Source organism: Brachybacterium sp. AG952, from assembly GCF_004362645.1.
In the GTDB taxonomy this organism is placed as follows: Bacteria; Actinomycetota; Actinomycetes; order Actinomycetales; family Dermabacteraceae; genus Brachybacterium; species Brachybacterium conglomeratum.
In genome coordinates, this window is sequence record NZ_SNXV01000007.1 from 74,787 (window position 1) to 97,233 (window position 22,447).

Consider the following 22,447-nt stretch of genomic DNA (forward strand, 5'->3'; position numbering starts at 1 on the left):
GAGCGGGGCTACAGTGCACGGCATGGACCTCGAACCCGGCCGTGCCCCCGCCCCGCGAGGACCGCTCGGCCCGCGTCGCCGCGACCGCCGCGGCCGCGGCCGGCGCTGGGACCTCATCCCCCCGCACCTGCCCGGCCATCGCACGCGCCGGGAGCGCTTCGACGATCTCGTCGCCGATGCGGGGGCCGCGCTCACCGAGCGGTTCCCCCGGCGTCTCGCGCACCTGCAGGTGCTCGTCGAGGAGGTGCCGTCGGCGGATCCGGCACCCTGGGAGGAGGCCCAGGTGGTGCTGGGTCGTGCGGTGCCGGGCACCCGCGAGCACCCGCCGCGCGTGGTCGTCTACCGCCGGCCGCTGGAGACGCGGTGCGTGACCGCGACGGAGCTGGAGATGCTGGTGCGGCAGGTGCTGTCCGAGCAGATCGGCTCGCTGCTCTCGATCGCGCCGGAGGACGTCGACCCGGAGGCCTGGGACCTCTGAGCCGCCGCGCGACCGGCGCGGTGCGCGCACCGTGCGACGGTGATCGCAGCCCGAGCGCTCCGCGCGGCTGTCGCGGAACAGCAGGCACGGAACAGCAGGCGCGAAGCGGCTGTCGTGGGACCGGGAGCGCCTCTCAGTCGGTGAGGACGACCGGGACGCTGTCGACGTCGCCCGCGTCGGGCAGGACCGGCAGCGAGGAGAGCAGCACGCCGCCCGCCCCGTCGGACTGGCGCTGCGTCCAGCTCGCGTGGACCGCGCCCGGCACCTCGGGCACGATCGACAGGCCCGCGGCGCCCTCCCCGCCGAAGCGGAGCTGCTCGTGGGTGAGGGTGCTGGTCGCGCCTGCGGCGAGGTCGACCGCGATCGGCTCCCCGGCCGCACCGTCGGCGCCGATCGGGATCACCCGGGCCTCGGTGTCCTCGTCCGCGGTGAGGGTGAGCGCACCGGTCGCGCCCTGCCCCGGCAGGGCGCTGACCGCATGGGTGCCGAGCGCCGGCGCGGGGGCGACGAGCGTGAAGTCCACCGGCGCGCCGACGGTGTCGCCGGGCAGGTCCTTCCCGGTGCGGGCGCTGCGGGTGACGGCGTCGAGCGGGCCGTCCGCGGAGACCTGCACCGCGTAGGTGCCGTCGGCGAGGCCCTCGAGGGCGGTGGGCACCACGGCGCCGGCGGGGACCTCGATCTGCGCGCGCGATGCCCCTGAGGCGGCGCCGTCCGCGCCCAGGACCTCGACGTCCGCGGTGACGGTGGAGCCCGAGGGGTTCGAGAGCACGAGGGTGGGAGCGGTCCCGGCGACGTCCACGCCGGGCATGACAAGCTCCTGCGCGGGGGCGGGCAGCGGATCGAGGATCTCGGCGCCGCCGGGGGTCAGCCCGTCCCGCTCGGTGGTCTGCACGTGCAGGGACAGGGGCGCGCCGAGCACGGAGACGTCCACGCCGACCGCGTCCTCCCCCGGCACCACGGACTCCAGCAGCACCCGCTCCTCGTCGCCCGGCGCGACGACGACCTGGCTGCGCCCCTCCATCGCCGCGGGCCCGTCGGCGGTGCGCAGCTGGACCGAGGCGGTGGCGGGGCGGTCGGAGGAATTGGAGAGCACGAGCACGGAGCTGTCCCCGGTCTGCGTGGAGACGCCGAGGAAGGACGCCTCGGTGGTCGGCTCCGCGCAGCGGGACAGGGACAGGGAGCGGAAGTCCCCGGACGCGGTCCAGGTGCCCTGGACGGCGTCGGCGACGGGACGACCGCCCTCGGAGGTCTGCGCCGTGACCCGGGGCGCGGTGCGCACGTCCCGCAGGGTCTGCACCGCGATGCCGAGATCCGTCGAGGCGGCATCGCCGGGAAGCTCCTCGCCCTCGGCGTCCGCGGCCGTGATCGCGGGGGCGGGCACGGCGCCCTCGGCGTCCTGTCGGGTGCTGGATCCGCTCACCTCGCCGAACAGGACGGAGGACGCGGGCTCGGCCGCGACGCTGCGCAGGGAGACCGACGGGGTGGGCGGGGTGACCGCGAGCGCGGCGTCGCCGCCCGTCTGCAGCGCCTCGTCCGGCACCTGCAGCGGACCGTGGCAGGCGAGGCTGCGGGGGCCGGGGCTCGCCGTGGTCGCGACGTGCTCGGCCGCGGCGGGCTCGCGGTCCGGGGCGACGGCGAGCGCCCCGGCGGCCAGCAGCAGGGGGACGATCGCGGCGACGCCCAGCAGCAGGCGTGCGGGCCGTCCGTGCGCGGTGGGCGCCCGTCCCGTCCCGCGGGCGGTCCCGGTGCGGGCCTCGGCTTCGAAAGCGGGCTCAGCCATACATCTCCTCCGCGGTGCGGGTGCGGACCCGCCAGGGGATCGCGATCAGCGCGGTGGCCGCGGTCGCGCCGTACAGCAGCAGCTTCCAGAGCGGTCGGGCGGGCTGGTGGCGGTGGATCTCGAGCTCTCCCCCGGCCCCGGCCGGGACGGTGAAGCCCTGCGCCCAGCCGTCGACCGCGACCGCGGCGAGCTCGGTGCCGTCGAGGCTCGCGCGCCAGTCCGTGTCGTGCCGCTCCGAGAGCACGACGGTGCGCTCCTCGTCGGCGGAGGCGATCTCGCCCTGCGCCTCCACGACCCCGCTGTCCAGGACGGTCGGCTCCTCGCCGCCGGTGACGACGGCGCGCGGCAGGGCGTCGATCACGCGCCAGGTCCCGCCCTCGGAGCCCTCGGTGACCTTCTCGAGCAGAGGGGAGCTGTCGAGGGTGCTCATCAGCTCGGGTCGGCTCTCGCGGCCCCCGTGGACCACCACGTAGGCGATCGCGGGATGGGCGAGGTCCGTGCCGTCCTCGGCGCCGCCGGAGAGCATCGCCGCCACCTCCTCGCGCAGTGCGGCGGAGGCGGGATCGTCGTCGACGGGCTCGCCGGCCAGCGCCGCCTCGACGTGGCGGGCGTCGACGAGGGCGGAGTGCTGGATCACGGTGTCCTCGCCGTGGACCACGAGGCGGGCGGCGACCGCGCCGTCCTCGGCCTGGTCCAGCACCAGCACCCGGGAGCGGGCCTCGGTGCGGCCCTGGTCGGCGGCGGCCGCGGGCACCTCCCCGCCCTCCACGCGCCCGATCTGCAGCGCGCGGGGAAGCAGCGCCATCCCGCCGACGACGGTGAGCAGGCAGGCCGCGGCGGTGAGGGCGCCGATCACGGAGGTGAGCAGGCGCCGGAGGCGCGAGTCGCGCTCCTGGCGGCGGGCGAGGGTGTCGAAGGTCGCCGCGGCGCCGAGGGCGAGGCAGAGCAGGGCCGCGCTGAGCAGGGCGTGCAGCGGCGGGGTCAGCACCTGTCCCTGGCCGACGGAGGTCCCGGTGGAGCGGGCCGCCAGCACGGCGAGCGAGCAGCCAGCGGCGGCGAGCAGGCTCAGCCGGCCCGCGCGGCCGGCCGCACCGCGCAGCAGCGGGGAGACCAGAGCGCCGAGCACCACCGGCGCGACGGGCAGCAGCACCAGGAGACCGGCGGCGTCCTCGCCGAGCATCCCGGCGAGCGGCGCGGCGAGATCGGGGGCGACCGGCCACAGTCCCAGCAGGTCCCGGGCGCTCGCCTCGCCCGCCGCGGCGGGCACGCCGGCGACGGCCAGGAGGGTGCGGGGGTGGCCGAGGTAGGTGGGCAGGTAGGGCGCGTGGAGCGCGAGCGAGGGCAGCAGCACCCACAGCAGGCGCAGGCGCCGACCGGGCGCGGCGATCGCGACCAGTGCGAGGGCCGGCGCGACGAGCAGCACCAGCACCGGCTGCACCGCCCCGATCACCAGCAGCAGCAGACCGCCCGCGGCGGCCGCGGAGACGGAGGCCTGGGAGACCTTGTGGGGCAGGCCGATCGCCCGGCCGATCGCGAGGGCCAGCAGCGGCAGCAGCACGTGCACGGCCAGCAGCGGCCACGCGCCGACGGCGAGGGCGGTCAGGAGCGAGGGGGCGAGCGCCCACACGCAGGCGAGCACGAGGCGGGCGCCGACCGCGCGGGTGATCGCGCCCGAGGCCCACCAGGCGGCGACCGCCGCGGCCGGCACCGCGGCGAACACCAGCACCTCGACGAGCAGGGAGCCGCTGCCGGGCAGGTGCCCGAGCAGGCGCACGAGCGGGTCCCCGGGCCCGCGGTCCCCGAGTCCGCCCGGGACCCAGGTCGGCCAGGCCGCGGCCCAGCGGTCGGCGGCGGTCTCGGGCACGGCGCGCAGACCCGCGCCGGCGAGCTCGCCGCGGCCGAACAGGCTCCGCAGTGAGAACAGGCCCAGGATCGAGGCGCCGAGCACCACCACCGCGGTCCACACGATGTGGCGGCCGTAGTCGGCGTCGTCCAGCCCGTGCCGGGTCCCGGCGATGCCCCAGGTGGTGCGGCGGATCTGGCGGCGACGGTCGTCGTCGGCGAAGAGACGGGTGCCGACGTCGTCGAGCCAGCGCCGCAGGCTCGCACCGCGCGGGAGGTAGAGCGGGGCGAGGCGTCGCCGGGGCACGCGGGCGCGCCGGCGGTCGCGGGCGCCGCGGCCGAGGACGCGTCGCATCCGCGGCAGGGCGGCGAGGACGGCGCGCAGCTCCATCAGCGCGGTGCGCGGCGCGGTCGCCGCGAGCGCCCCCGCCATCCGCAGAAGGGTCTCGAGCGGGAGGAGCAGGAGGGTGAGCAGCGCGTGCAGGAGCGGGCGGTGCTTGAGCACCGTGAGCAGGCGCCCGGTGCGCTGGTCCTGGAGGCGCTCGAGGACGGGCCGGGTGGGATGGGGGTGCAGGATCCGGGCGGCGGACTGCACCGCGACCCGCTCCCCGGAGCGCCACACGCGCTGGCACAGGTCGATCTCCGCCCAGGGGGCGGGGAGGTCGGGGTCGAGGCCCCCGAGCTCGCGCAGCGTCTGCTCGCGGATCAGCATGCCGGGCAGCGGCACGGCGAGGACGTCCTGGCGCCAGTCGGCCTGTCCCTGGTCGATCTCGCCGGGGTCCACGCCGGTGATGATGCGCCCGCCGTGGGTCAGGGTGATGCCGACGTCGACCAGGGCGTCCGCGGACTCGGCGGTCTGCGGGAGGTCGGCGCCCGGCTCGGCATGGCGCACCCGCTTCGCCCCGACCACCGCGGTGGTCGGGGCCTGCCGGACGCTCTCGAGCTCGCGCTCGAGCGCGTCGAGGGCGGGGATCTCGGGGTCCTCGAGGAACCACAGCCAGCTCTCCGCGGGGGCGCCCTCGGCGAGGCCCGCCCGGCGGCCGCTGCGGGGCCCCTCCTCGCGCAGCCGCACGGGCACGAGGGCGAGCGCCTCCGCGCGCTGGGTGCGCTCGCGCTCGAGGGCGTCGACGTCGACGGCGCGGGCACGCCGGCCGGCCCGATGCGTGGAGGACTGCGTGGCGGGCTCCGGGGCGTCGACGGGGCCGAGGGTGCGCTCGTGCTGCGCGGCGAGAGCGTCGAGTACCTCCTCGACGGCGGCCGCACGACCGGGGAGCGAGGGATCGGGGCGGGCGGGGACGTCGACGAGACGGTCCACCTCGCCCGAGGCGGTCAGGCTCTCGAGCGCGGCGCGCACGTCCTCGTCGAGATCGGAGGGTGCGGCGACGACCACCCGGTCCGGGAGCCGGGTCTGGGTGGTCAGTGCTGCATGGAGCGCGTCGTGGGTTCCCGCGGTCGTCGCCCCGCTCAGCAGGACGACCGCGGTGACATGGCGCTCGTTCACCGGGTCAGGATGTCAGACCACCCGGCGCTTGAGCTTGCGTCGCTCGCGCTCGGACAGACCGCCCCAGATGCCGAACCGCTCGTCGTTCTCGAGCGCGTACTCGAGGCACTCGGCGCGCACCTCGCAGGAGACGCACACCTTCTTCGCCTCGCGGGTCGAGCCGCCCTTCTCGGGGAAGAACGCCTCCGGGTCCGTCTGCGCGCACAGGGCGCGCTCCTGCCAGCTCAGCTCTGCATCGTCGGAGTCCTGCCCGGCGAGGTCGAGCAGGGACAGCTCTGCACGCGCATCGTCGTCGACTCGTTCCTCGTCCATGGCCACCACTCCTTCCACTGCTGTGTTGACCTGTCATGACCAGCGAAGGCCTCTTCCGGCCCCTAAAGTACACCGGTGTAGTTATGGTGCGTCAAGCGGCGTCGGCGCGTCGCGGAGCACATCACTGCGCGAACGGCCGTGCACGACACGGCGGTCGTCGCCCGCCGTTCCGACCGCCCACGTCCCGCGCCGCCGTTGCACTTTCCGGGGCGACGCCGCCCCTCCGATCCCTCGTCCCGGCTCCCCGCCCGCCGCAGGAGCCCGCCCCCGGGAGGCACCGTGACCACCACCCCGTCCCCATCCGATCCCGCCGACGCTCCCTCTGTCGCGTCCGCCACGAGCGCTCCCCCGCCGCAGGTCACGGTGCTGCCGCTGACCGGCCTCGGCGAGGTCCGGGAGGGCGCCGACCTCGCCGCCCTGCTCGCCGGGGCGCTCGCCCCGCTCGCCCCGCGCGAGGGGGACGTGCTGTGCGTCTCGACGAAGATCGTCTCCAAGGCCCTCGGCCTTCGGGTGAGCTCCGAGGAGCGGGACGCGGCGATCGAGCGGATCGCCGTGCGCACCGTCGCCCGCCGCCTCCACACCCGGGTGGTGACCTCGGTGGTCCAGATCCCCTCGGGCCCGGTCATGGCCGCCGCCGGGGTGGACGGCTCGAACGCGCCGGACGGCCCGCTGCTGCTGCCCGAGGACCCCGACGCCTGCGCCCGCGAGCTGCGCGAAGGGCTCGTCGCCCGTCTCGGGGTCTCGATCGGGGTGGTGCTCACCGACACCTCCTCGCGGATCTGGCGGGTGGGGGTCTCCGACATCGCGCTCGGGGCGGCCGGGGTGACCTCGCTCGAGGACCTGCGCGGCGGGGTCGATGCCGACGGGCGGCCCCTGAGCGTCACCGTGCGGAACCTCGCCGACGAGCTCGCCGCCGCGGCGGACCTCGTCAAGGGCAAGGCGAGCGGGATCCCGGCCGCGCTCGTGCGCGGGGTCCCCGGGGCGACGGGCGTCGACGTCCCGGCCCGGGAGCTCTCGCGCACGGGGGCCGACGACTGGTTCCGCAGGCCGAGCCTGGAGTCGGTGTGGGCGGCCCTCGGCCTCGCCCCGGAGCAGGAGCCGATCGCGCGGATGTCCCCGGAGCCCGCCGAGGAGCGGATAGCCCGGGCGCTCGAGGTCGCCGCGCTCCCCCGCCCCGGCGCCCCCCCGTTCCTCTCCCGGGCCGCCGCGGTCCGGGACCGCTCAGGCTCGACGCATATCGTGGTCGAGCGGGCCGATGCCTCCGCCACCGCGCTCGCCGACGCCGCGACCCTGGCCGAGCGGGTGCGCACCGCGCTCGGCGCCGAGTCCCTCGGCGAGGAGCTGCCCCAGGTGCCCGTGCTGATCGTCCCCGATCCCGAGGAGGACCCCCGATGACCTCGTCCCCGACGCCCGACCCCTCGACGACGGGCCGTGCACTGCTCGCGGCGCTCGAGGCGCTCGGCCCCACGCCGGCGCTCGCCTGGTACGGCGAGGCGTCCCGGATCGAGCTGTCCGGGCACGTGCTCGCCAACTGGGTCATCAAGGCGATCGGGCATCTGCACGACGAGGTCGCGCTGGAGCACGGCGACACGGTGGTCCTGGACCTCGCCCCGCACTGGAAGCGCCTGGTCCTCGCGCTCGCGACCTGGTCCCTCGGGGGCGAGGTCGCGCTGCTGCCGCGGACCGGGGCGGGTGATCCGTCGTCCGACGACGCCGCGGCCGCGCCGCCGGGCGACGGCGAGGACCCGCGCGTGGTGGTCACCGACCGTCCGGACTCCGCGCTCGCGGACACGGCCGACGAGGTGCTCGCCGTGCAGGGGGTCTCCCTCGCGCCCCGCTACGACGGGGAGCTGCCGCCGCTGGTGCGTGACTGGCTGGTCGAGGTGCGGGGCAGCTCGGACCGGCTCGGCGTGGCGCTGCCCGCCTGGAGCGGCCCCGCCCCCACCCCTAGCTCGGGCGGTGCCGCACCGCGACTGCTCGTGGCGGGCGACGGGCTCGAGACGGCGTCCCGCACGCTCGGCGCCTTCCTGGAGGGCGGCGGGATCGTCGGCCCCGCGGCGGCGGTCGCCCCGGAGCGTGCCGAGGTCGAGGGCGTCACCGACCGGAGCTGAGCCGCCGCCCCGGCCGGGGCGCGGCGGGCGGGGCTCAGCTCGCGCGGAGCGTCGCGATGGCCTCGGTGGGGTCGCCGTCGAAGACGGTGCGGCCCTTGCGCAGCACGACGATGCGGGTGCAGAGCTTCTCGAGCATCTCCAGCTCATGGGAGACGACGACCATGGTGCGCCCGGCCTTCTGCAGCTCCCGGATCCGCTCCAGGCACTTGCGCTGGAAGGGCTCGTCGCCGACGGAGAGGATCTCGTCGACCAGGAAGATGTCCGGCTCGGTGTGCACCGCGACGGAGAAGGCCAGCCGCAGGAACATGCCCGAGCTGTAGTACTTCACGTCGGTGTCGATGAACTCCTCGATCTCGCTGAACGCGACGATCTCGTCGAACTTCGCATCGATCTGCTCGCGGGTCATGCCGAGGATCGCGCCGTTGAGGTAGACGTTCTCCCGCCCGGAGAGGTCGGGGTGGAAGCCGGCGCCCACCTCGATCAGGCCGGCGACCCGGCCGCGCAGCAGCACCCGTCCCCGGTCGGGGAAGAGCACCCCGGAGATCGTCTTCAGCAGGGTCGACTTCCCGGAGCCGTTGAAGCCGATCAGGCCCACCGTCTCCCCCGCGTGGACGGTGAGGTCCACGTCGTCGAGGGCCAGGAAGGTGTCGGCGAGCTTCTTGCGCTGCAGCGCCGAGAACACCAGCTCTTTCAGGGAGTGGTCGTGGCGCAGCGAGAACTGCTTGGTGACGTGCTCGATCCGGACCATCTCGCGGTCGGTGGGGCGTGCGGCGGACTCGGGCACGGCGTCGATGTTCGGGCTCATCCTCGTCCTCCCCTCACAGTTCCTGGGCGAAGCGCCGCTTGGAGCGCTCGAAGACGACGGTGCCGATCACGAAGGTGGCCACGGCGATGAGCAGACCCGCCCACCACAGGCCGTAGGGCTCGTGCGGGGACAGCAGCGAGGGGTCGACGGTCGCGCGCTCGACGACCTGGGGGCTGTAGCGCCAGAACGCGACGTGGAACAGCTCCACCACGATCGTCAGCGGGTTCAGCTGGTAGAGCCAGAACCAGATCGTGCCGCCGATCGACTCCTCCACCATCGAGACGCGGTACAGCACCGGGGACAGCCAGGTGGCGACCATGACGATGAGGTCCACGAAGTTCTCCACGTCGCGGAAGGCCGCGTTCAGCGCCGCGGTGATCATCCCCAGCCCCATCGTGAAGATCAGCAGGATCGCCATGCCGAGCACGAAGGCGAGCGCCGCCGTCGGCGAGGGCAGCCAGCCGAACAGCAGCGCGCCCACGACCAGCACCAGCAGCTGCGGCAGGAAGTGCACCAGCGCCACGATCATGCTCGACCAGGGGAACAGCTGGCTGGGCAGATAGATCTTCGAGACCAGCGCCTGGTTGCCCGTGATCGAGCGGGTGGCGTTGCCGAAGACCTCGCCGAAGAGGTTCACCACGACGATGCCGCTGAACAGGTACACCGCGTAGGCCGGGGTGTCCCGCTGGAGCTGCAGGAAGACGCCGAGGGCGATGTAGAAGGTGATGAACTGGACCGCGGGCTTCACGTAGCTCCACAGCATCCCCAGCGCGCTGCCGCGGTAGCGGACGCGCAGCTCCTTGCGCACCAGCAGGCGCAGCAGGAACCGCTCCGTGACCGGGTTCAGCCAGCCGGCGTCCTGTCCGGGCGCGCGCCAGCCCTCGGCCTGCTCGGCCCGGGTGGGGAGCTGGCCCGCCCGCGTGCGGGGGGCCTCGCTCACGCCGAGGTGCTCTTGCCGCTCGCGCCGCTGCCGGCCGTGCCCGTGCCCGCGGCGCGGTCCTTCTCGCGCACCGGGGCGGGGTTCTCCGCGAAGGTCCGCTCCCACGCCTCGAAGGAGGTGATCCGGCCGGCGGACTCGCGGTACTGCGCGGCCAGCTCGTTCCAGCGGCGGTGGAGGTCCAGGTGCGCGGTCAGCGCCTGGGCGAGCTTGTCCCGCACCTGCTTGGGATCGCGCTTGTACCAGGCGACCTGGGTGCCCTCGGCGTTCGAGACCAGCGCGCTGTCGTAGGCGGACAGGCGCCACCACTTCGCGTCCAGGTGCGGCACGACCGCCTGCGGGTTCTCGTCCGCGCGGGGCGAGGTGGGCTTCAGCAGCTGCTTGGCCAGCGTCTTCGCCGTCCACACCGGGAGCATGAAGCGGTGCGGCTGGGTGAAGGGGCGGCCCTTGCGCGGGGGCTTGTCGACGTGGACGGGCGGGTAGGAGTCCTGGTCCTTCTTCGCGCTCGCGTCGGCGAAGTCGGAGGCCATGGCCCGGATCTCGGGCAGCTTCGTGCCGATCGAGGGGTGGAGCGCGTCGGGGCCCTCGAGCACGTCGCGCTGGGCCATCAGGCGCCCCGCCTCGGTGTAGTACTGCATCGAGATGAGGTGCTTGACGTCCATGAACTGCGACTCGCGCACCACACGACCGCCGCGGGGGTAGGGCGAGTGCAGCAGCGCGGTGATGATGCGGTTGCGCTCGTGGAAGTAGGCCTGCCAGCCCACCAGGTCGTCCTTGTCCACCCAGCTCATGTGCCACACGCCCGCGCCGGGCAGGGACACGGTCGGGTAGCCCGCCTTCTTGGCGCGCAGCCCGTACTCGGCGTCGTCCCACTTGATGAACACCGGCAGGCTCAGCCCGATCGCGCGCACCGTCTCGGTGGGGATCAGGCAGGACCACCAGCCGTTGTAGTCCACGTCGGCGCGGCGGTGGAGCCACGGGGTGGAGCGCAGCGGCTCGGCGGAGAAGTCGTGGCCCAGCTGGCCCTCGGTGTTCGCCAGCGCCGGCTGGATCCGCCAGGGGTTCACGACCTCGCCGAAGGTGTGCAGCACGCTGCGGTTGTTGAGGTCGAACATGTGAGCGCCGACGAGGGTGGGCCGGGTGGCGAAGTCCGCGAAGGTCACCAGGCGCACGAGCGTCTCGGGCTCGAGCACGATGTCGTCGTCGCAGTTGATCACGTAGGTGGAGGTGCCGTTGGTGGACGCCTCGTACATGCCGCGGGAGAAGCCGCCGGAGCCGCCGATGTTGCCCTGCTCGATGATGCGCAGCTGCTCGCCGAGCTCCGCCTGGAGCGGGGCGAGGTCCTCGGGGTGGTCGCCGAGGCGGTCCGCGCCCTGGTCCACGATGTACATCACGTCGAGCTTCTCGCGCAGGTCGGGGTTCTCCGCGACGGTGGCGATGTTGTCGAGCACGTAGTCGACCTTGTTCATCGTCGTCATGGCGATGGAGAAGGTGCCGTCGGTGCGGGCGAGGTCCGCGTCGGCCGTCCACTCGGCGCCGATGATGGTGAGGTCCTCGGCGCCGGCGTAGGCGTCGAACCAGTACCAGCCGCCGTCGCCGAAGGCGGTCAGCGGCAGCTCGAAGACGGTCTCGCCGGTGCCGGTGACGCTCACCGAGTCGTGGCGCTGCAGGCTGCCGCGCGCCGTGGAGCGCATGACGACCAGGGTGCCGGAGCCGGCGGTGCGCACCACGAGCCGCAGCGCGCGCACCGGGGTCCAGCGCCGCCAGTAGCTGGCGGGGAAGGCGTTGAAGTAGGTGCCGAAGGACCGCATGGACTGCGCGGGGATCCGCACGGAGTGGCGGTCGCTGAGCTCGCTGACGTCGACGGAGGCCGCGCTCGCGGCGGGCTGGCCGGAGGCCCCCGAGTCGGACGAGTCGCCGCCGCCGAGGCCGAAGGCGCTGCCGCTCGCGCCGGAGCGCGCGTCGGAGGCCTCGATGTACAGCGGGGCGATGTCGGGGGACGCCTCGGTGGGCAGGATCAGGCGCTGCAGCACGCGCTGCGGCGCGGTCGTCTCGGGCGCGGCGTTCTCGGGGGTTGCCGTGGCGGCAGGGGTGGCGTTCATGGTGCTCCTCGTCGGCGGTCGTCTCGGGCCCCGCGCTGCGGGGCGGTCGGGTCAGCCCCGCAGCAGGTCGGGCAGCTTGTTGTCGGCCATGGACAGGGCGGAGCCGATGGCCATGTGCATGTCGAGGTACTGGTAGGTGCCCAGGCGCCCCCCGAACAGGGTGCGGGGCTCGACGTCGGCGCGCTTGCGGTACTCGAGCAGCCGCTCGCGGTCGGCGCCGGAGTTGATCGGGTAGTACGGCTCGTCGCCGGACTCGGCGAAGCGGGAGTACTCGCGCTGGATGACGGTCGCGTCCTTGGTGTAGTCACGCTCGGGGTGGAAGTGGCGCGGCTCGATGATGCGGGTGTAGGGCACCTCGGCATCGGCGTAGTTCATGACGGAGGTGCCCTGGAAGTCGCCGACCTCCAGGTGCTCGGTCTCCAGGTCGATGGTGCGCCAGCCGAGCTCGCCCAGGTCGTGGTCGAAGTAGCGGTCCACCGGGCCGGTGTAGACCACCGGCAGGTTCCCGCGCACCGCATCGCGGTTCAGCGGCTGGGAGGTGTCGAAGTAGTCGGTGTCCAGGCGCACCTCGATGTCCGGGTGGTCCGCCATCCGCTCGAGCCACGCGGTGTAGCCGTCGGTGGGCAGGCCCTCGTGGGTGTCGTTGAAGTAGCGGTTGTTGTAGGTGTACCGCACCGGGAGGCGGGAGATGATCGAGGCGGGCAGGTCCTTGGGATCGGTCTGCCACTGCTTGCCGGTGTAGTTCTTGATGAACGCCTCGTACAGGGGGCGACCGATCAGGGAGATGCCCTTGTCGTTGAGGTTCTCGGGATCCTTCCCGGCGAACTCGCCGGCCTGCTCCGCGATCAGGGCGCGCGCCTCGTCGGGCGTGTAGGCGGCCTGGAAGAACTGGTTGACGGTGCCGAGGTTGATCGGCATCGGGTACACCACGCCCTGGTGGGTCGTGTAGACCTTGTGCTGGTAGCCGGTGAAGCTCGTGAAGCGGTTGACGTACTCCCACACCCGGTCGTTCGAGGTGTGGAAGAGGTGGGCCCCGTACTTGTGGACCTCGATGCCGGTGACCGCATCGGCCTCGGAGTACGCGTTGCCGCCGATGTGGGAGCGACGGTCGATGATGGTCACCTTCGCGCCGTGCTCGGCCACCGCGCGCTCCGCGATGGTCAGGCCGAACAGGCCGGAGCCGACGATCAGGAGGTCAGGAGTCGACACAGGGGGTCCTTTCGATGCTGGCGGGTTCTCCGCCGGGGACTCGATCACAGTAGCGGAGGCGCGACCGGGGGACGGCTCCCCGCCTCGGCGCGCCGGAGCGTGTGGCAGTGGTCATGCGGTGCGGCCGTCGTGCTCGACGAAGCGCCGGTAGGCCAGGCGGCGCGCCCATCCCGGGGCGAGGCGGTAGACGCCCCGCTCCCCCAGGTTGCGCAGGAAGCCGGCGGGGGTGGTCACGCGGTCCCTCACGAAGCGGCGCTGCAGGCGCAGGTCGCTCGCGAAGAGCCGCCACCCGCCGCGGCGGGCGAAGAGGTGCTCGTCCACGCGGTAGTCCACGAGCACGTCCGGGAGGTTCGCCATCCGCGCCCCGCCCAGCATCATCCGCTCCCAGAGCCAGTAGTCCTCCAGCAGGGGCAGGTCGCGGTAGCCGCCGACGGCGAGCACCGTGGAGCGGCGCAGCACCATCGTGGGGTGGTGGAAGGGGCTGTGCCGCGGGAGATAGGCGGTGATCTCGGCATGGGTCAGGGGCCGTGTGCGCAGCGGCCCCCGGCCGGGGGCGACGCGGTCGCTGAACTCGCGCATCGCCCCGCCCAGGAGATCGAGGCGGTCGCGCCGCATCCGCGGGATCTGGAGGGCGAAGCGCTCGGGGCGGCACATGTCGTCGGCGTCGGCCCGGGCGACGAGCTCGTACGGGGAGGTCTCGAGGCCGTCCTGGAGCGCGGAGGCGACCCCGCGATGGGCGCTGTGGCGCAGCACGGTCGCCGGGCCGTGGTCGCCGGCCTCCACCCGCTCCACCAGCGCCTCCAGCGGGGCGGGGAGCGGCCCGTCGACCGTGAGGATCAGCAGGTCGGGGCGGAGCTGCTGCGACTCGGTGGCGGAGACGATCGCCTGCCGGACCCGGTCCGGCCGGTCCTTCGCCCACAGCGGCATGAGCACCGCGAAGGGCTCGGCGCCCTCGACCCTGCCCGCGGGGCGGGCGGGTGCCTCGTCCTCGGCGCGGCGGGCGGACGGCTCTCCCCCTCCGCCGCCGACGGGCGGGGCGGGCTGTGCGGGATCGGTCACCGGCCGGCCGCCCGTTCGATCGCGCGCACGTCCGCGGCGGCCTCGCCGTCCGCGGCGAGCACCGCCGCGGAGGGGCGGGGGCCGCGACGCAGCGCCGCGAGCACGCCGCGCAGGCCCACCCCGGCCACGTCGCCGCGGTGGCGGGCGAGCACGCCGAGCCAGCCGAGCGCGGTGCGCCCGCCGTGCAGCACCCGCTCGAGGGGGCTGAAGGAGTCGGTGCGCAGCAGCGCCCACAGGCGGTTGCGCACGTCGTAGTAGAAGCGGCTGCCGGGGCTCGTCTGCGCGTTGCCGAAGCGGGCGGTGCGGTGCTCGACGACGGAGGACGGCACCTGCAGGCCGCGGCCGTGGCGCAGCAGGCGCCCGGTGTGCTCGAAGTCGTCGGACCAGATGAAGTAGTCCGCGTGGGGCAGGCCGAGGCGGCGCACGTCCTGGCCGTTCAGCAGCGCGGAGACGTAGCTGGCGGTGCGGATGGGGCGGCCGCCGGCGCGGGCGGCGTCGCGCTTCTCGCGGGCGCTCGCGCCGAGGCGGGTGCGCTGGGTGTTCATCGGGTGGTCGCGGCCGTCGGTCCAGACCGCGCGGGAGCTCAGCACGCTCAGCCGCACCGGCGAGCTGCCGAGGGCCTCCAGCAGCGCGGCGAGCGCGCCCGGCCGCGGCACCGTGTCGTCGTCCATCACCCACACCCAGTCCGCCTCGTGGCGCACGAGCGCGCGGGCGATCCCGGCGGCGAAGCCGCCCGCCCCGCCGACGTTGCGGTGCAGGTGCACCACGTCGGCGCCGAGCGGGTGCTCGTCGGCCACGCGGCCGCTGGCGTCGGTGGAGGCGTTGTCGATCACGACGACCGCATCGGGCCGGCGGTCCTGCGCGGCGAGGCCGTCGAGGCACTGGGCGAGCAGCTGCTCGCGGTTGTAGGTGACGACCACGGCGACGACGCGCTCGCTGAGCGCCTCGGGATGGGCGGCGGCCTCGACGTGGCCGGGCCGGCCGACGGTCGGACGGGTCTCGTCCGCGGGTGCGGTGTCGCTCACTGCGCCTCCTGCTGGGGGTTCCGTGTCGCCTGCGCGGCGCGACCCCAGTGTACGGAGGCGCCGCCTCCTCTCCGCGACGCCCGGGGGACGGAGCTGTGAAGGTTCTCGGGAGGTTCTCCGAATCCTGGCCCGCTCCCCCGTGCCCCTCGGGCGAGTCGGACGCCGCGCCCGCTACTCTGGCGAGCGCCGCAGGCCCGGAGCACCCCACCGAGCACTCTCCCCATGCCCGGATCCGATCTGCCGCAGACCGCCGGGACAGGGTCCCGGCCGGGAAGGAGACCGCTGTGAGCGACCAGCATCCGCCCCGCTCCCCGCGTCCGGGCGGGCCCCGCCGTCCCAGCGGGCACCGGGCCCGTGCCGGAGGCAGCGCCCGTGCGGTGCCGCGCCGCACCGACGGCGCCCCCGCTCCGCGCCCCCGCGGCGAGGGCCAGGGGCCCCACCGCTCCTCCGGACACGCGGACCGGGCCGGCGGCCCCGGCCGCAGAGGCGATGCCGCAGGTCCTGCGCCGACCCGTCCCCTGCCGCGCGTCGAGGGGTCCACGGGCGCCGGCGGTCCCGGGGAGCGTCCAGAGGACGCGCGCGCCGGAGCGTGGGGCGAGGAGCCGCAGCCCGTGCACGACGGCCGCGGACACGGCGGCCCTGCCGGGCCCGGCGGCCCGCCGCGCACCCGACGTCGCCGCTCCCGGATCCCGCGCCCGATGCGGCTCGGCGCGACCCTCGCGGTGCTGCTGCTGGTGATCGTGCTGGGCTGGGGCGCGGGCCTCACCCTCTGGGCGAACAGCCGGATCGAGCACGTCGACGCGCTGTCCGAGGCGGAGAACACGCCCGGGACCACCTATCTCATCGCCGGCTCCGACAAGCGCGACGGCGAGGCCGTGAACGCCGACGGCACCGAGGGCGCCCGCACCGACACGATCATGCTCCTGCACAAGGCGCGGGGCGGGAAGAGCTACCTGATCTCCCTGCCGCGCGACACGCTCGTGGACATCCCCGGGCACGGCGGGTACAAGCTCAACGCCGCCTACTCCTTCGGCGGCGCTCCCCTGCTGGTCGAGACCGTCGAGGAGTTCACGGGGCTGACCATCGACCACTACGTCGAGATCGGCTTCGACGGCGTCTCGCAGGTGGTCGACGCGGTCGGCCACGTGAACCTGTGCATCGACCAGGACGTGGACGACGAGAAGTCGGGGCTGAAGATGACGGAGGGCTGCCATGACGTGGGCGGCGAGCAGGCCCTCGCCTTCGTGCGCGCCCGCTACTTCGACCCGACCGCGGACATCGGCCGCCAGGCCCGCCAGCAGCAGTTCGTCTCCGCGCTGATGGACCGCGCCACCTCCCCCGCGGTGCTGCTGAACCCGATCGCGCAGGTGCGGCTCGCGGGCGCCGGCTCCGGCGCGCTGACTACCAGCGACGGCACCGGCATCGTGGACGTGGCCCGGATGGCGCTGACCGCCCGCTCCGCGATGGGCTCGGGCTCGCTGTCGATCCCGATCGAGGATCCCGAGTACCAGACCAACAACTCCGGCGTCGCGATCCTCACCGACGACGAGGACATCAAGGCGTTCTTCGAGTCGGTGGCCGACGGCACGGCCGAGCCCGAGCCGGCGGAGGGGTGAGTCGAGGGCGCGTGCGAGAGCGCCCTGCACGACGAGGAGCGGCCGACGTCCCGAGGGGACGACGGCCGCTCCCTTGTCATGGGTCCGTGCGGACCGGGGCCGCGCCCCGTGGGGCGCCCGGCTCAGCGGAAGAGCATGTCGATGACGATGTTCACCGAGTTCAGCACCGACTGGCCCTTCGAACGGGAGTAGTCGGTGTAGAGGATGTGCACCGGGTGCTCGGCGACGGTGAGGTCGTGGCGGCCGATCTCCTCGACGAGCTCGGAGGCGTGCGCCATCCGGTTCTGCTCGATGGTGATCTTCTCGCACGCCTCGCGGCCCAGGACCCGCAGCCCGTTGTGGGCGTCGGTGAGCTTCACCCCGGAGGTCAGGTTCGAGTACCAGACCGCCCCGCGCAGCACCATGCGCTTGATCAGGCCGGGCTTGGTGCGGGCGTCGAGGAAGCGGGAGCCGAGCACGATGTCCACGCCCTCCGCATCCCGCTTGAGGATCATCTCCGCGGCGTCGTCGACCTGGTGCTGCCCGTCGGCGTCGAAGGTCACGATCTGCCGCATCTGCGGGTCGCGCAGCGCGTAGTCGATGCCGGTCTTCAGCGCCGCGCCCTGGCCCATGTTGTAGGGGTGGCGCACCACGGCGGCCCCGGCCTCCTCGGCGATCCGGGCCGAGCCGTCCGCGCTGCCGTCGTCCACGCAGACCACGAGCGGGTAGCGGGAGCGCAGGTCACGGATCACGTCGCCGATGACGACGCCCTCGTTGAACAGCGGCACGACGAACCAGGTGCAGTCGGCCCCGGGCGCGTTCGTGGCGCGCGAGGGGTCAGGGCTGTCCATGGGTTCTCCTCGTGTGACGGAGCATTCGGCGGCCGGGAGGCGCACGCCCGAGGAGGATACCCTGTTGCGGTGGACACTCTGCTCGAAGCGCTCGGCCCCGCCCTCGGGGTGAGCGGGCGCACCTTCATCATCCAGCTGCTGCTGGTGGCGGGGATCGTGGCGATCGTCGCGTGGCTCTTCGTCAAGCGCGGCGCGAAGCAGCTCGCCGTCCGGCGGCTGCTCGTCATCGCCTTCGCCGTCTTCGCGGCGCTGACCGTGCTGTTCCCCACGATGCTCACGCGCGTGGCGCACATGGTCGGGGTGGGGCGCGGCGCCGATCTGCTGCTGTATGCGACGGTGCTGGTGCTGCTGGGCTTCCTGGCCCTCCAGGAGGCGCGGACGAAGAACGCCGAGAAGCGCACCACCTATCTGGCCCGACGGCTCTCCCTCGACGAGGCGGAGCCGGCCGCGCAGTACCGGGAGCGCTCCCTGCGCGAGCACGACGGATGACGGGCGCTGCGAGCCTCCTCCTCGTCGTCCTGATCGTCCTCGCCGCCGCGTACGTCCCCGGCTATCTCGCCGTCCGCGCGCTGGCCGGGTCCCGCCTGATCGCCCTCGCGTTCGCGCCGGCGATCGGGACCGCGGTGGCCGGGATCGGCGCGATCATCGCCTCCCTGGCGGGGGTGGCCTGGACGCTGCTCCCCTTCGCGGTCCTCTCCGCGCTGCTGGTGCTCCTCGCCCACCTCCTCGCCCGGCGCGGGGTGCGTCTCCCCTCGACGGTGCTCGACGGCCCGCTGCTCGCCCCGCGCCCGCTCGCGGCGCATCTGGGCTGGGCCGGCGTGCTCGTCGCGGGGCTCGCGGTCGCGGTGGTCCCGATCGCGCGGCAGGCCGGCGGCGCCGGCGCCGTGCTGGAGCGCTACGACACGCTCTACCACCTCACCGCGCTGACCCACATCCGCGAGACCGGCGACGGCTCGAGCCTCACCCTGAACGCGGTGACCAGCAGCACCCGGGCCCCGTCCTCCTATCCCGCGGCCTTCCACGACCTGGCCGCGCTGGTGCCCGGTGTCGACATCCCGATCGTGCTGAACGGCTCCGTGCTCGCGCTCGCGGTGGTGCCGTGGGTGGTGGGCCTCGCGCTGCTGGCGCGGACCCTGTTCCCGCAGGTGCGGTGGGCGCCGCCCGCCGTCGCTCTGGTCGCCGCGGTGATCCCTGCCAGTCCGCTGAATCTGTGGATCCATCTCTCCCCCGTCCCGAACCTCACCGGCTTCGCCGCCCTGACCGGGGCGCTCGCGGGCGCGGTCGCGCTCTGGCACGCCCTGACCGGCCCGGTGCGCGCCCGGGCGGGCCTCGACGAGAACGCCTCGGTCTCCGTCCTGCAGCCGGCGTCCTCCCCTGCCGGGCACGATGCGTCGGACGTCCCCGATGACGCGGCCCCGGTGCGGCCTGCGGTCGGGGCGGCGCTCGGGGTGGTGGGCGTCTCCGGGATCGGCCTCACGCTCATGCAGCCGAACGTCGGGGTGATGGCGCTGATCCTGATCGCGGTGCTGACGATCGTGACGGGGCTTCCCCTGCGGCACACCCGCCGGCGCCTCCTCGCCGTGCCGGTCCTCGCGCTGCTCCCCGTCGCGCTGCTGACGTACACCCCGCTGGGCGCCCGGGTGACGGGCTTCTCCGGCGGTCTGCAGGTGCCGTGGTGGTCGGCGCTGGGCGAGGTGGGCCTCGGCCTGCTGACGGTCTGGCCGATGGCGCTGGGGACGGTGATCGCGGTGCTGTGGTGGCCGGGCCTGGTCTCCACGCTGCGCGGGCCGCTGCGCTGGCTGCCCGTGGCCTGGATCGTGGTCGCCGTGATGTACCTCGACGCCGCGGTCGACTCGCCGCTGAACCTCTCGGTGCTCTTCTTCCGCGGCCAGGACCGGATCGCGATCCCGCTCGCGATGCTGTCCGCGCTGCTGGTGGTGCCGGGGTTGCAGGCCTGGGCGCGCCTTCTGCGGCGCTCCCTGCCGCTGGGCGGGCCGACCGTCCGCGGCCGCGCCGTGGTCGCGGTGCTGGTCGTGCTCGCGACCCTCGCGGCCCTCGGCTCGGTCCCGCCGCGGCTGGACAACGCCGAGAAGAACCTCGCCGCGGAGTATCCCGGGCGGGGCCGCTTCCTCCAGGCCGACGAGCTCGAGGCCTTCGCCCGCATCGCCCCGGAGCTGGACCCGGACAGGTCGATCCTGGCCAGCCCGTACTCGGGCGCGGCGCACATGTACTCGCTGCACGGGCTGAACGTCCATCTGCCCGTCGCGGGCACGGCGCTGACCGACCAGGACCGCGCCGCGATCGCGGCGGTCCCCTACGCCGACCGGTGGACCTGGCGCTGCCGGACCCTCGCGGACGCGGGGATCGGCTACATCTACCAGGAGCGGCAGCCCTACCAGTACGACCCCGCCTTCAGCGCGATCGAGCACGGCGGGGAGTCCCTCGGCACCGTCCTGTTCGAGACGGACCACTCGCGGCTGATCCGGATCGAGTGCGATCCGACGCTGTGACCCCGCCCGGTCGCTGATCGCGGCGGAGCGCCGCCCCCTGCAGGGGGCCTGCCGCCGCTGCCCCGGCAGGGCGGCTCTCCGCCGCCCCGCTCCCCCGCACGGACGGCGAGAGGGCGCCACGGCTCGCAGCCGTGGCGCCCTCTCCGCATCTGCCGGGCCTCCGTGGGATCAGCCGGCGACGGCCTTCCGGGTCACCTCGATGACACGCTCGACGTCATAGTCGGTCAGGCCAGGGAACATCGGCAGCGAGATCTCGCGGCGGTAGTAGTCCTCCGCCACGGGGCACATCCCGCGCTGGTAGCCGAGGTCCTCGAAGACCGGGTGCCAGTAGGCGGGGATGTAGTTGACCTGCACCCCGATGCCCTGCTCGCGCATGGCCTCGAAGATGGCGCGGCGCCGCTCGGCGGGGACGCGCAGCGGGTAGAGGTGCCAGGCGGGCGCCGCCCCCTCGGGCACGCCCGGGATGTCGACGCCCTCGAGGTCGCCGAGCGCCTCGTCATAGGCCTTCTTCACCTCGGCACGGCGGGCCACGAACGCATCGAGGCGCGCGAGCTGGCTGGTGCCGAGCGCGCAGAGCACGTCCGGCAGGCGGTAGTTCAGCCCGAAGCTGTGGACCTCCTGGTGCCAGGGGCCCTCGTCGGGATAGCGCTGCACCGCCTTGTCGCGCACCAGGCCGTGGTTCTTGAACGCCCGGGCGCGGGCGGCGAGGTCCGCGTCGGCCGTCACGACGGCACCGCCCTCGGCGGTGGTGAGGTTCTTCGTGGGGAAGAACGAGTAGGTCGTGAGGTCGGCGAGGGAGCCCACCGGGGCGCCGTCCTGGGTGGAGCCGATGGAGTGCGCGGCGTCCTCGAGGAACAGCGCGCCCTGCCGGGAGGCGATCTCGCGCAGGGCCGTGCCGTCGACCGGCACGCCGGCGTAGTCGACGCCCGCGATGACCTTGGTCCGCTCGGTGACCGCGGCCTCGACGGCGGCGGGGTCGAGGTTGCCGGTGGCCGGGTCGACGTCCGCGAACACGATCTTCGCACCGTGCAGGGCGGCGCCCGCGGCGGTCGCGACGAAGGTCAGCGGGGTCGTGACGACCTCGTCGCCGGGCTCGATGCCGGCGGCGGCGTAGGCGACGTGCAGCGCCGCGGTGCCGGAGGTGACCGAGACCGCGTGCTCCACGCCCGCGCGCTCCGCGATCGCCGCCTCGAACCGGTCGACCTCGGGGCCCGTGGTCAGCCAGTCGCTGCGCAGCGCCGCCTCGACGGCGGCGATGTCGTCGGGCTCGATGGACTGACGTCCGTACGGCAGCACCTCAGATCCCTCCCTCGATGATGTCCGCGATCTCCTGCTGGGTGTACCACTGGTCGTTGGAGTCCGAGCGGAAGAAGAACCCGGGCTCGACCGGCACGGCGCCCTCGGGGGCCTTGTAGCCCCAGGTCGCGAGGTCGGGCTGGATGATGAAGTACTTGCCGTCCTCGATGATGACCGCGCGGCGGCCCTCCTCGGGGCTGATCATCTCCTCGTGGAGCTTCTCGCCGGGGCGCAGGCCCACGTCGACCATGTCGGCGCCGGGCACGACGGCCTGGGCGAGGTCGGTGACCTTCATGGAGGGGATGCGCGGCACGAGCAGCTCGCCGCCCTGCATGAGCTCGAAGGTGTCGATGACCATCTGCACGGCCTGCGGCAGGGTGATGAAGAAGCGGGTGCAGGTCATGTCCGTGATCGGCAGCGGCTTGCCCTCCTCGCCGAGGCGGCGGAAGAAGGGGATGACCGAGCCGCGCGAGCCCATCACGTTGCCGTAGCGCACCACGGCGAAGCGGGTGTCGTAGCTGGCGGCGTAGTGGTTGCCCGTGATGAAGAGCTTGTCGGCGGTGAGCTTGGTGGCGCCGTAGAGGTTGATCGGGCTGGAGGCCTTGTCGGTGGACAGGGCCACGACCTTCTTCACGCCGGCGTCGATGGACGCCTCGATGACGTTCTGGCTGCCGAGGATGTTGGTCTTGACGAACTCGAAGGGGTTGTACTCCGCGGTGTCGACCTGCTTGAGCGCGGCGGCGTGGACGACGTAGTCCACGTCCTTCAGCGCACGGGCGAGGCGGCGCTCGTCGCGGATGTCACCGATGAACCAGCGCAGGCGGGGGTCGTTGCCGAACTGGTTGCGGACCTCGTACTGCTTCAGCTCGTCCCGCGAGAAGACGACGACCCGCCGCGGGTTGTGGTTGTCGAGCACTTCACGCAGGAAGGCCTTGCCGAAGGAGCCGGTCCCACCGGTGATGAGGATGGAGGCACCGTTGAGGAGCGACATGCAGATCTCTTTCGTCGACGGGGTTGGGGCGGCACCCGGGCGA

18 protein-coding genes are annotated in these 22,447 nt (G+C 74.1%); 6 read left to right on the top strand and 12 right to left on the bottom strand.

Annotated features, from left to right (window positions below):
* The first annotated feature begins 22 nt into the window (after window positions 1–22).
* Entirely contained in the window at window positions 23–478 is a 456-nt protein-coding gene (locus DEU31_RS15595; protein WP_053918226.1) for a metallopeptidase family protein, read from the top strand.
* A gap of 133 nt (window positions 479–611) precedes the next feature.
* Here the strand turns inward: DEU31_RS15595 and DEU31_RS15600 are convergent, their stop codons facing one another.
* Genes DEU31_RS15600 through DEU31_RS15610 form a run of 3 tightly spaced genes read right to left on the bottom strand, consistent with a single transcriptional unit; the run spans window position 612 to window position 5,913 of the window.
* Window positions 612–2,258, bottom strand: coding sequence for a DUF5719 family protein (locus DEU31_RS15600; protein WP_133677801.1), 1,647 nt, complete (start codon window positions 2,256–2,258; stop codon window positions 612–614).
* Window positions 2,251–5,601 (bottom strand): hypothetical protein, encoded by a 3,351-nt coding sequence (locus DEU31_RS15605; RefSeq protein ID WP_133677802.1) that lies wholly within the window; start codon window positions 5,599–5,601, stop codon window positions 2,251–2,253. The genes DEU31_RS15600 and DEU31_RS15605 overlap by 8 nt, the downstream gene beginning before the upstream one ends.
* A 12-nt stretch (window positions 5,602–5,613) precedes the next feature.
* Window positions 5,614–5,913, bottom strand: coding sequence for a WhiB family transcriptional regulator (locus tag DEU31_RS15610; RefSeq protein WP_010549808.1), 300 nt, complete (start codon window positions 5,911–5,913; stop codon window positions 5,614–5,616).
* Window positions 5,914–6,192: 279 nt separating this feature from the next.
* Here DEU31_RS15610 and DEU31_RS15615 point away from each other — a divergent pair, with 279 nt between their 5' ends.
* Both DEU31_RS15615 and DEU31_RS15620 read left to right on the top strand, forming a co-directional pair.
* A complete protein-coding gene (locus DEU31_RS15615) occupies window positions 6,193–7,308 on the top strand; it encodes a coenzyme F420-0:L-glutamate ligase (protein WP_133677803.1) in 1,116 nt (371 codons plus the stop codon).
* Window positions 7,305–8,024: a TIGR03089 family protein gene (locus DEU31_RS15620; protein ID WP_133677804.1), complete on the top strand. Its 720-nt coding sequence runs from the start codon at window positions 7,305–7,307 to the stop codon at window positions 8,022–8,024. Before DEU31_RS15615 ends, DEU31_RS15620 begins: the two co-directional genes overlap by 4 nt.
* A 34-nt stretch (window positions 8,025–8,058) precedes the next feature.
* On the opposite strand, the gene DEU31_RS15625 is transcribed toward DEU31_RS15620, so the two are convergent.
* The 6 genes from DEU31_RS15625 to DEU31_RS15650 form a co-directional block, all read right to left on the bottom strand.
* Entirely contained in the window at window positions 8,059–8,829 is a 771-nt protein-coding gene (locus DEU31_RS15625; RefSeq protein WP_010549811.1) for an ABC transporter ATP-binding protein, read from the bottom strand.
* A 13-nt stretch (window positions 8,830–8,842) separates the two neighbouring features.
* Window positions 8,843–9,769, bottom strand: coding sequence for an ABC transporter permease (locus DEU31_RS15630; protein ID WP_010549812.1), 927 nt, complete (start codon window positions 9,767–9,769; stop codon window positions 8,843–8,845).
* Window positions 9,766–11,868 carry a glycosyltransferase gene (locus DEU31_RS15635; RefSeq protein WP_133677805.1) on the bottom strand — a complete coding sequence of 701 codons (2,103 nt, stop codon included), beginning with the start codon at window positions 11,866–11,868 and terminating at the stop codon, window positions 9,766–9,768. Before DEU31_RS15635 ends, DEU31_RS15630 begins: the two co-directional genes overlap by 4 nt.
* A 51-nt stretch (window positions 11,869–11,919) precedes the next feature.
* A complete protein-coding gene (gene glf, locus DEU31_RS15640; RefSeq protein ID WP_133677806.1) occupies window positions 11,920–13,077 on the bottom strand; it encodes a UDP-galactopyranose mutase in 1,158 nt (385 codons plus the stop codon).
* A 111-nt stretch (window positions 13,078–13,188) separates the two neighbouring features.
* Window positions 13,189–14,136: a glycosyltransferase gene (locus tag DEU31_RS15645; protein ID WP_166649544.1), complete on the bottom strand. Its 948-nt coding sequence runs from the start codon at window positions 14,134–14,136 to the stop codon at window positions 13,189–13,191.
* Window positions 14,133–15,161 carry a glycosyltransferase gene (locus tag DEU31_RS15650; protein ID WP_133677807.1) on the bottom strand — a complete coding sequence of 343 codons (1,029 nt, stop codon included), beginning with the start codon at window positions 15,159–15,161 and terminating at the stop codon, window positions 14,133–14,135. The genes DEU31_RS15645 and DEU31_RS15650 overlap by 4 nt, the downstream gene beginning before the upstream one ends.
* Before the next feature lie 611 nt (window positions 15,162–15,772).
* Here DEU31_RS15650 and DEU31_RS15655 point away from each other — a divergent pair.
* The gene (locus DEU31_RS15655) at window positions 15,773–16,777 is read left to right on the top strand and encodes an LCP family protein (protein WP_243733859.1); all 1,005 of its coding nucleotides are present in this window, start codon (window positions 15,773–15,775) and stop codon (window positions 16,775–16,777) included.
* 122 nt (window positions 16,778–16,899) lie between these two features.
* On the opposite strand, the gene DEU31_RS15660 is transcribed toward DEU31_RS15655, so the two are convergent.
* A complete protein-coding gene (locus DEU31_RS15660) occupies window positions 16,900–17,607 on the bottom strand; it encodes a glycosyltransferase family 2 protein (protein ID WP_053918247.1) in 708 nt (235 codons plus the stop codon).
* A gap of 69 nt (window positions 17,608–17,676) precedes the next feature.
* Between DEU31_RS15660 and DEU31_RS15665 the strand changes: the two genes are divergently transcribed.
* On the top strand, window positions 17,677–18,096 hold the full coding sequence (locus DEU31_RS15665; protein WP_010549819.1) for a DUF2304 domain-containing protein: 420 nt from the start codon (window positions 17,677–17,679) through the stop codon (window positions 18,094–18,096).
* On the top strand, window positions 18,093–20,117 hold the full coding sequence (locus tag DEU31_RS15670; RefSeq protein WP_133677808.1) for a DUF6541 family protein: 2,025 nt from the start codon (window positions 18,093–18,095) through the stop codon (window positions 20,115–20,117). The genes DEU31_RS15665 and DEU31_RS15670 overlap by 4 nt, the downstream gene beginning before the upstream one ends.
* Before the next feature lie 168 nt (window positions 20,118–20,285).
* On the opposite strand, the gene pseC is transcribed toward DEU31_RS15670, so the two are convergent.
* Window positions 20,286–21,413, bottom strand: a complete 1,128-nt coding sequence (gene pseC, locus DEU31_RS15675) for a UDP-4-amino-4,6-dideoxy-N-acetyl-beta-L-altrosamine transaminase (protein WP_133677809.1) — start codon at window positions 21,411–21,413, stop codon at window positions 20,286–20,288.
* A gap of 1 nt (window position 21,414) precedes the next feature.
* Window positions 21,415–22,404, bottom strand: coding sequence for a UDP-N-acetylglucosamine 4,6-dehydratase (inverting) (gene pseB / locus DEU31_RS15680; protein ID WP_133677810.1), 990 nt, complete (start codon window positions 22,402–22,404; stop codon window positions 21,415–21,417).
* Window positions 22,405–22,447: the final 43 nt, after the last annotated feature.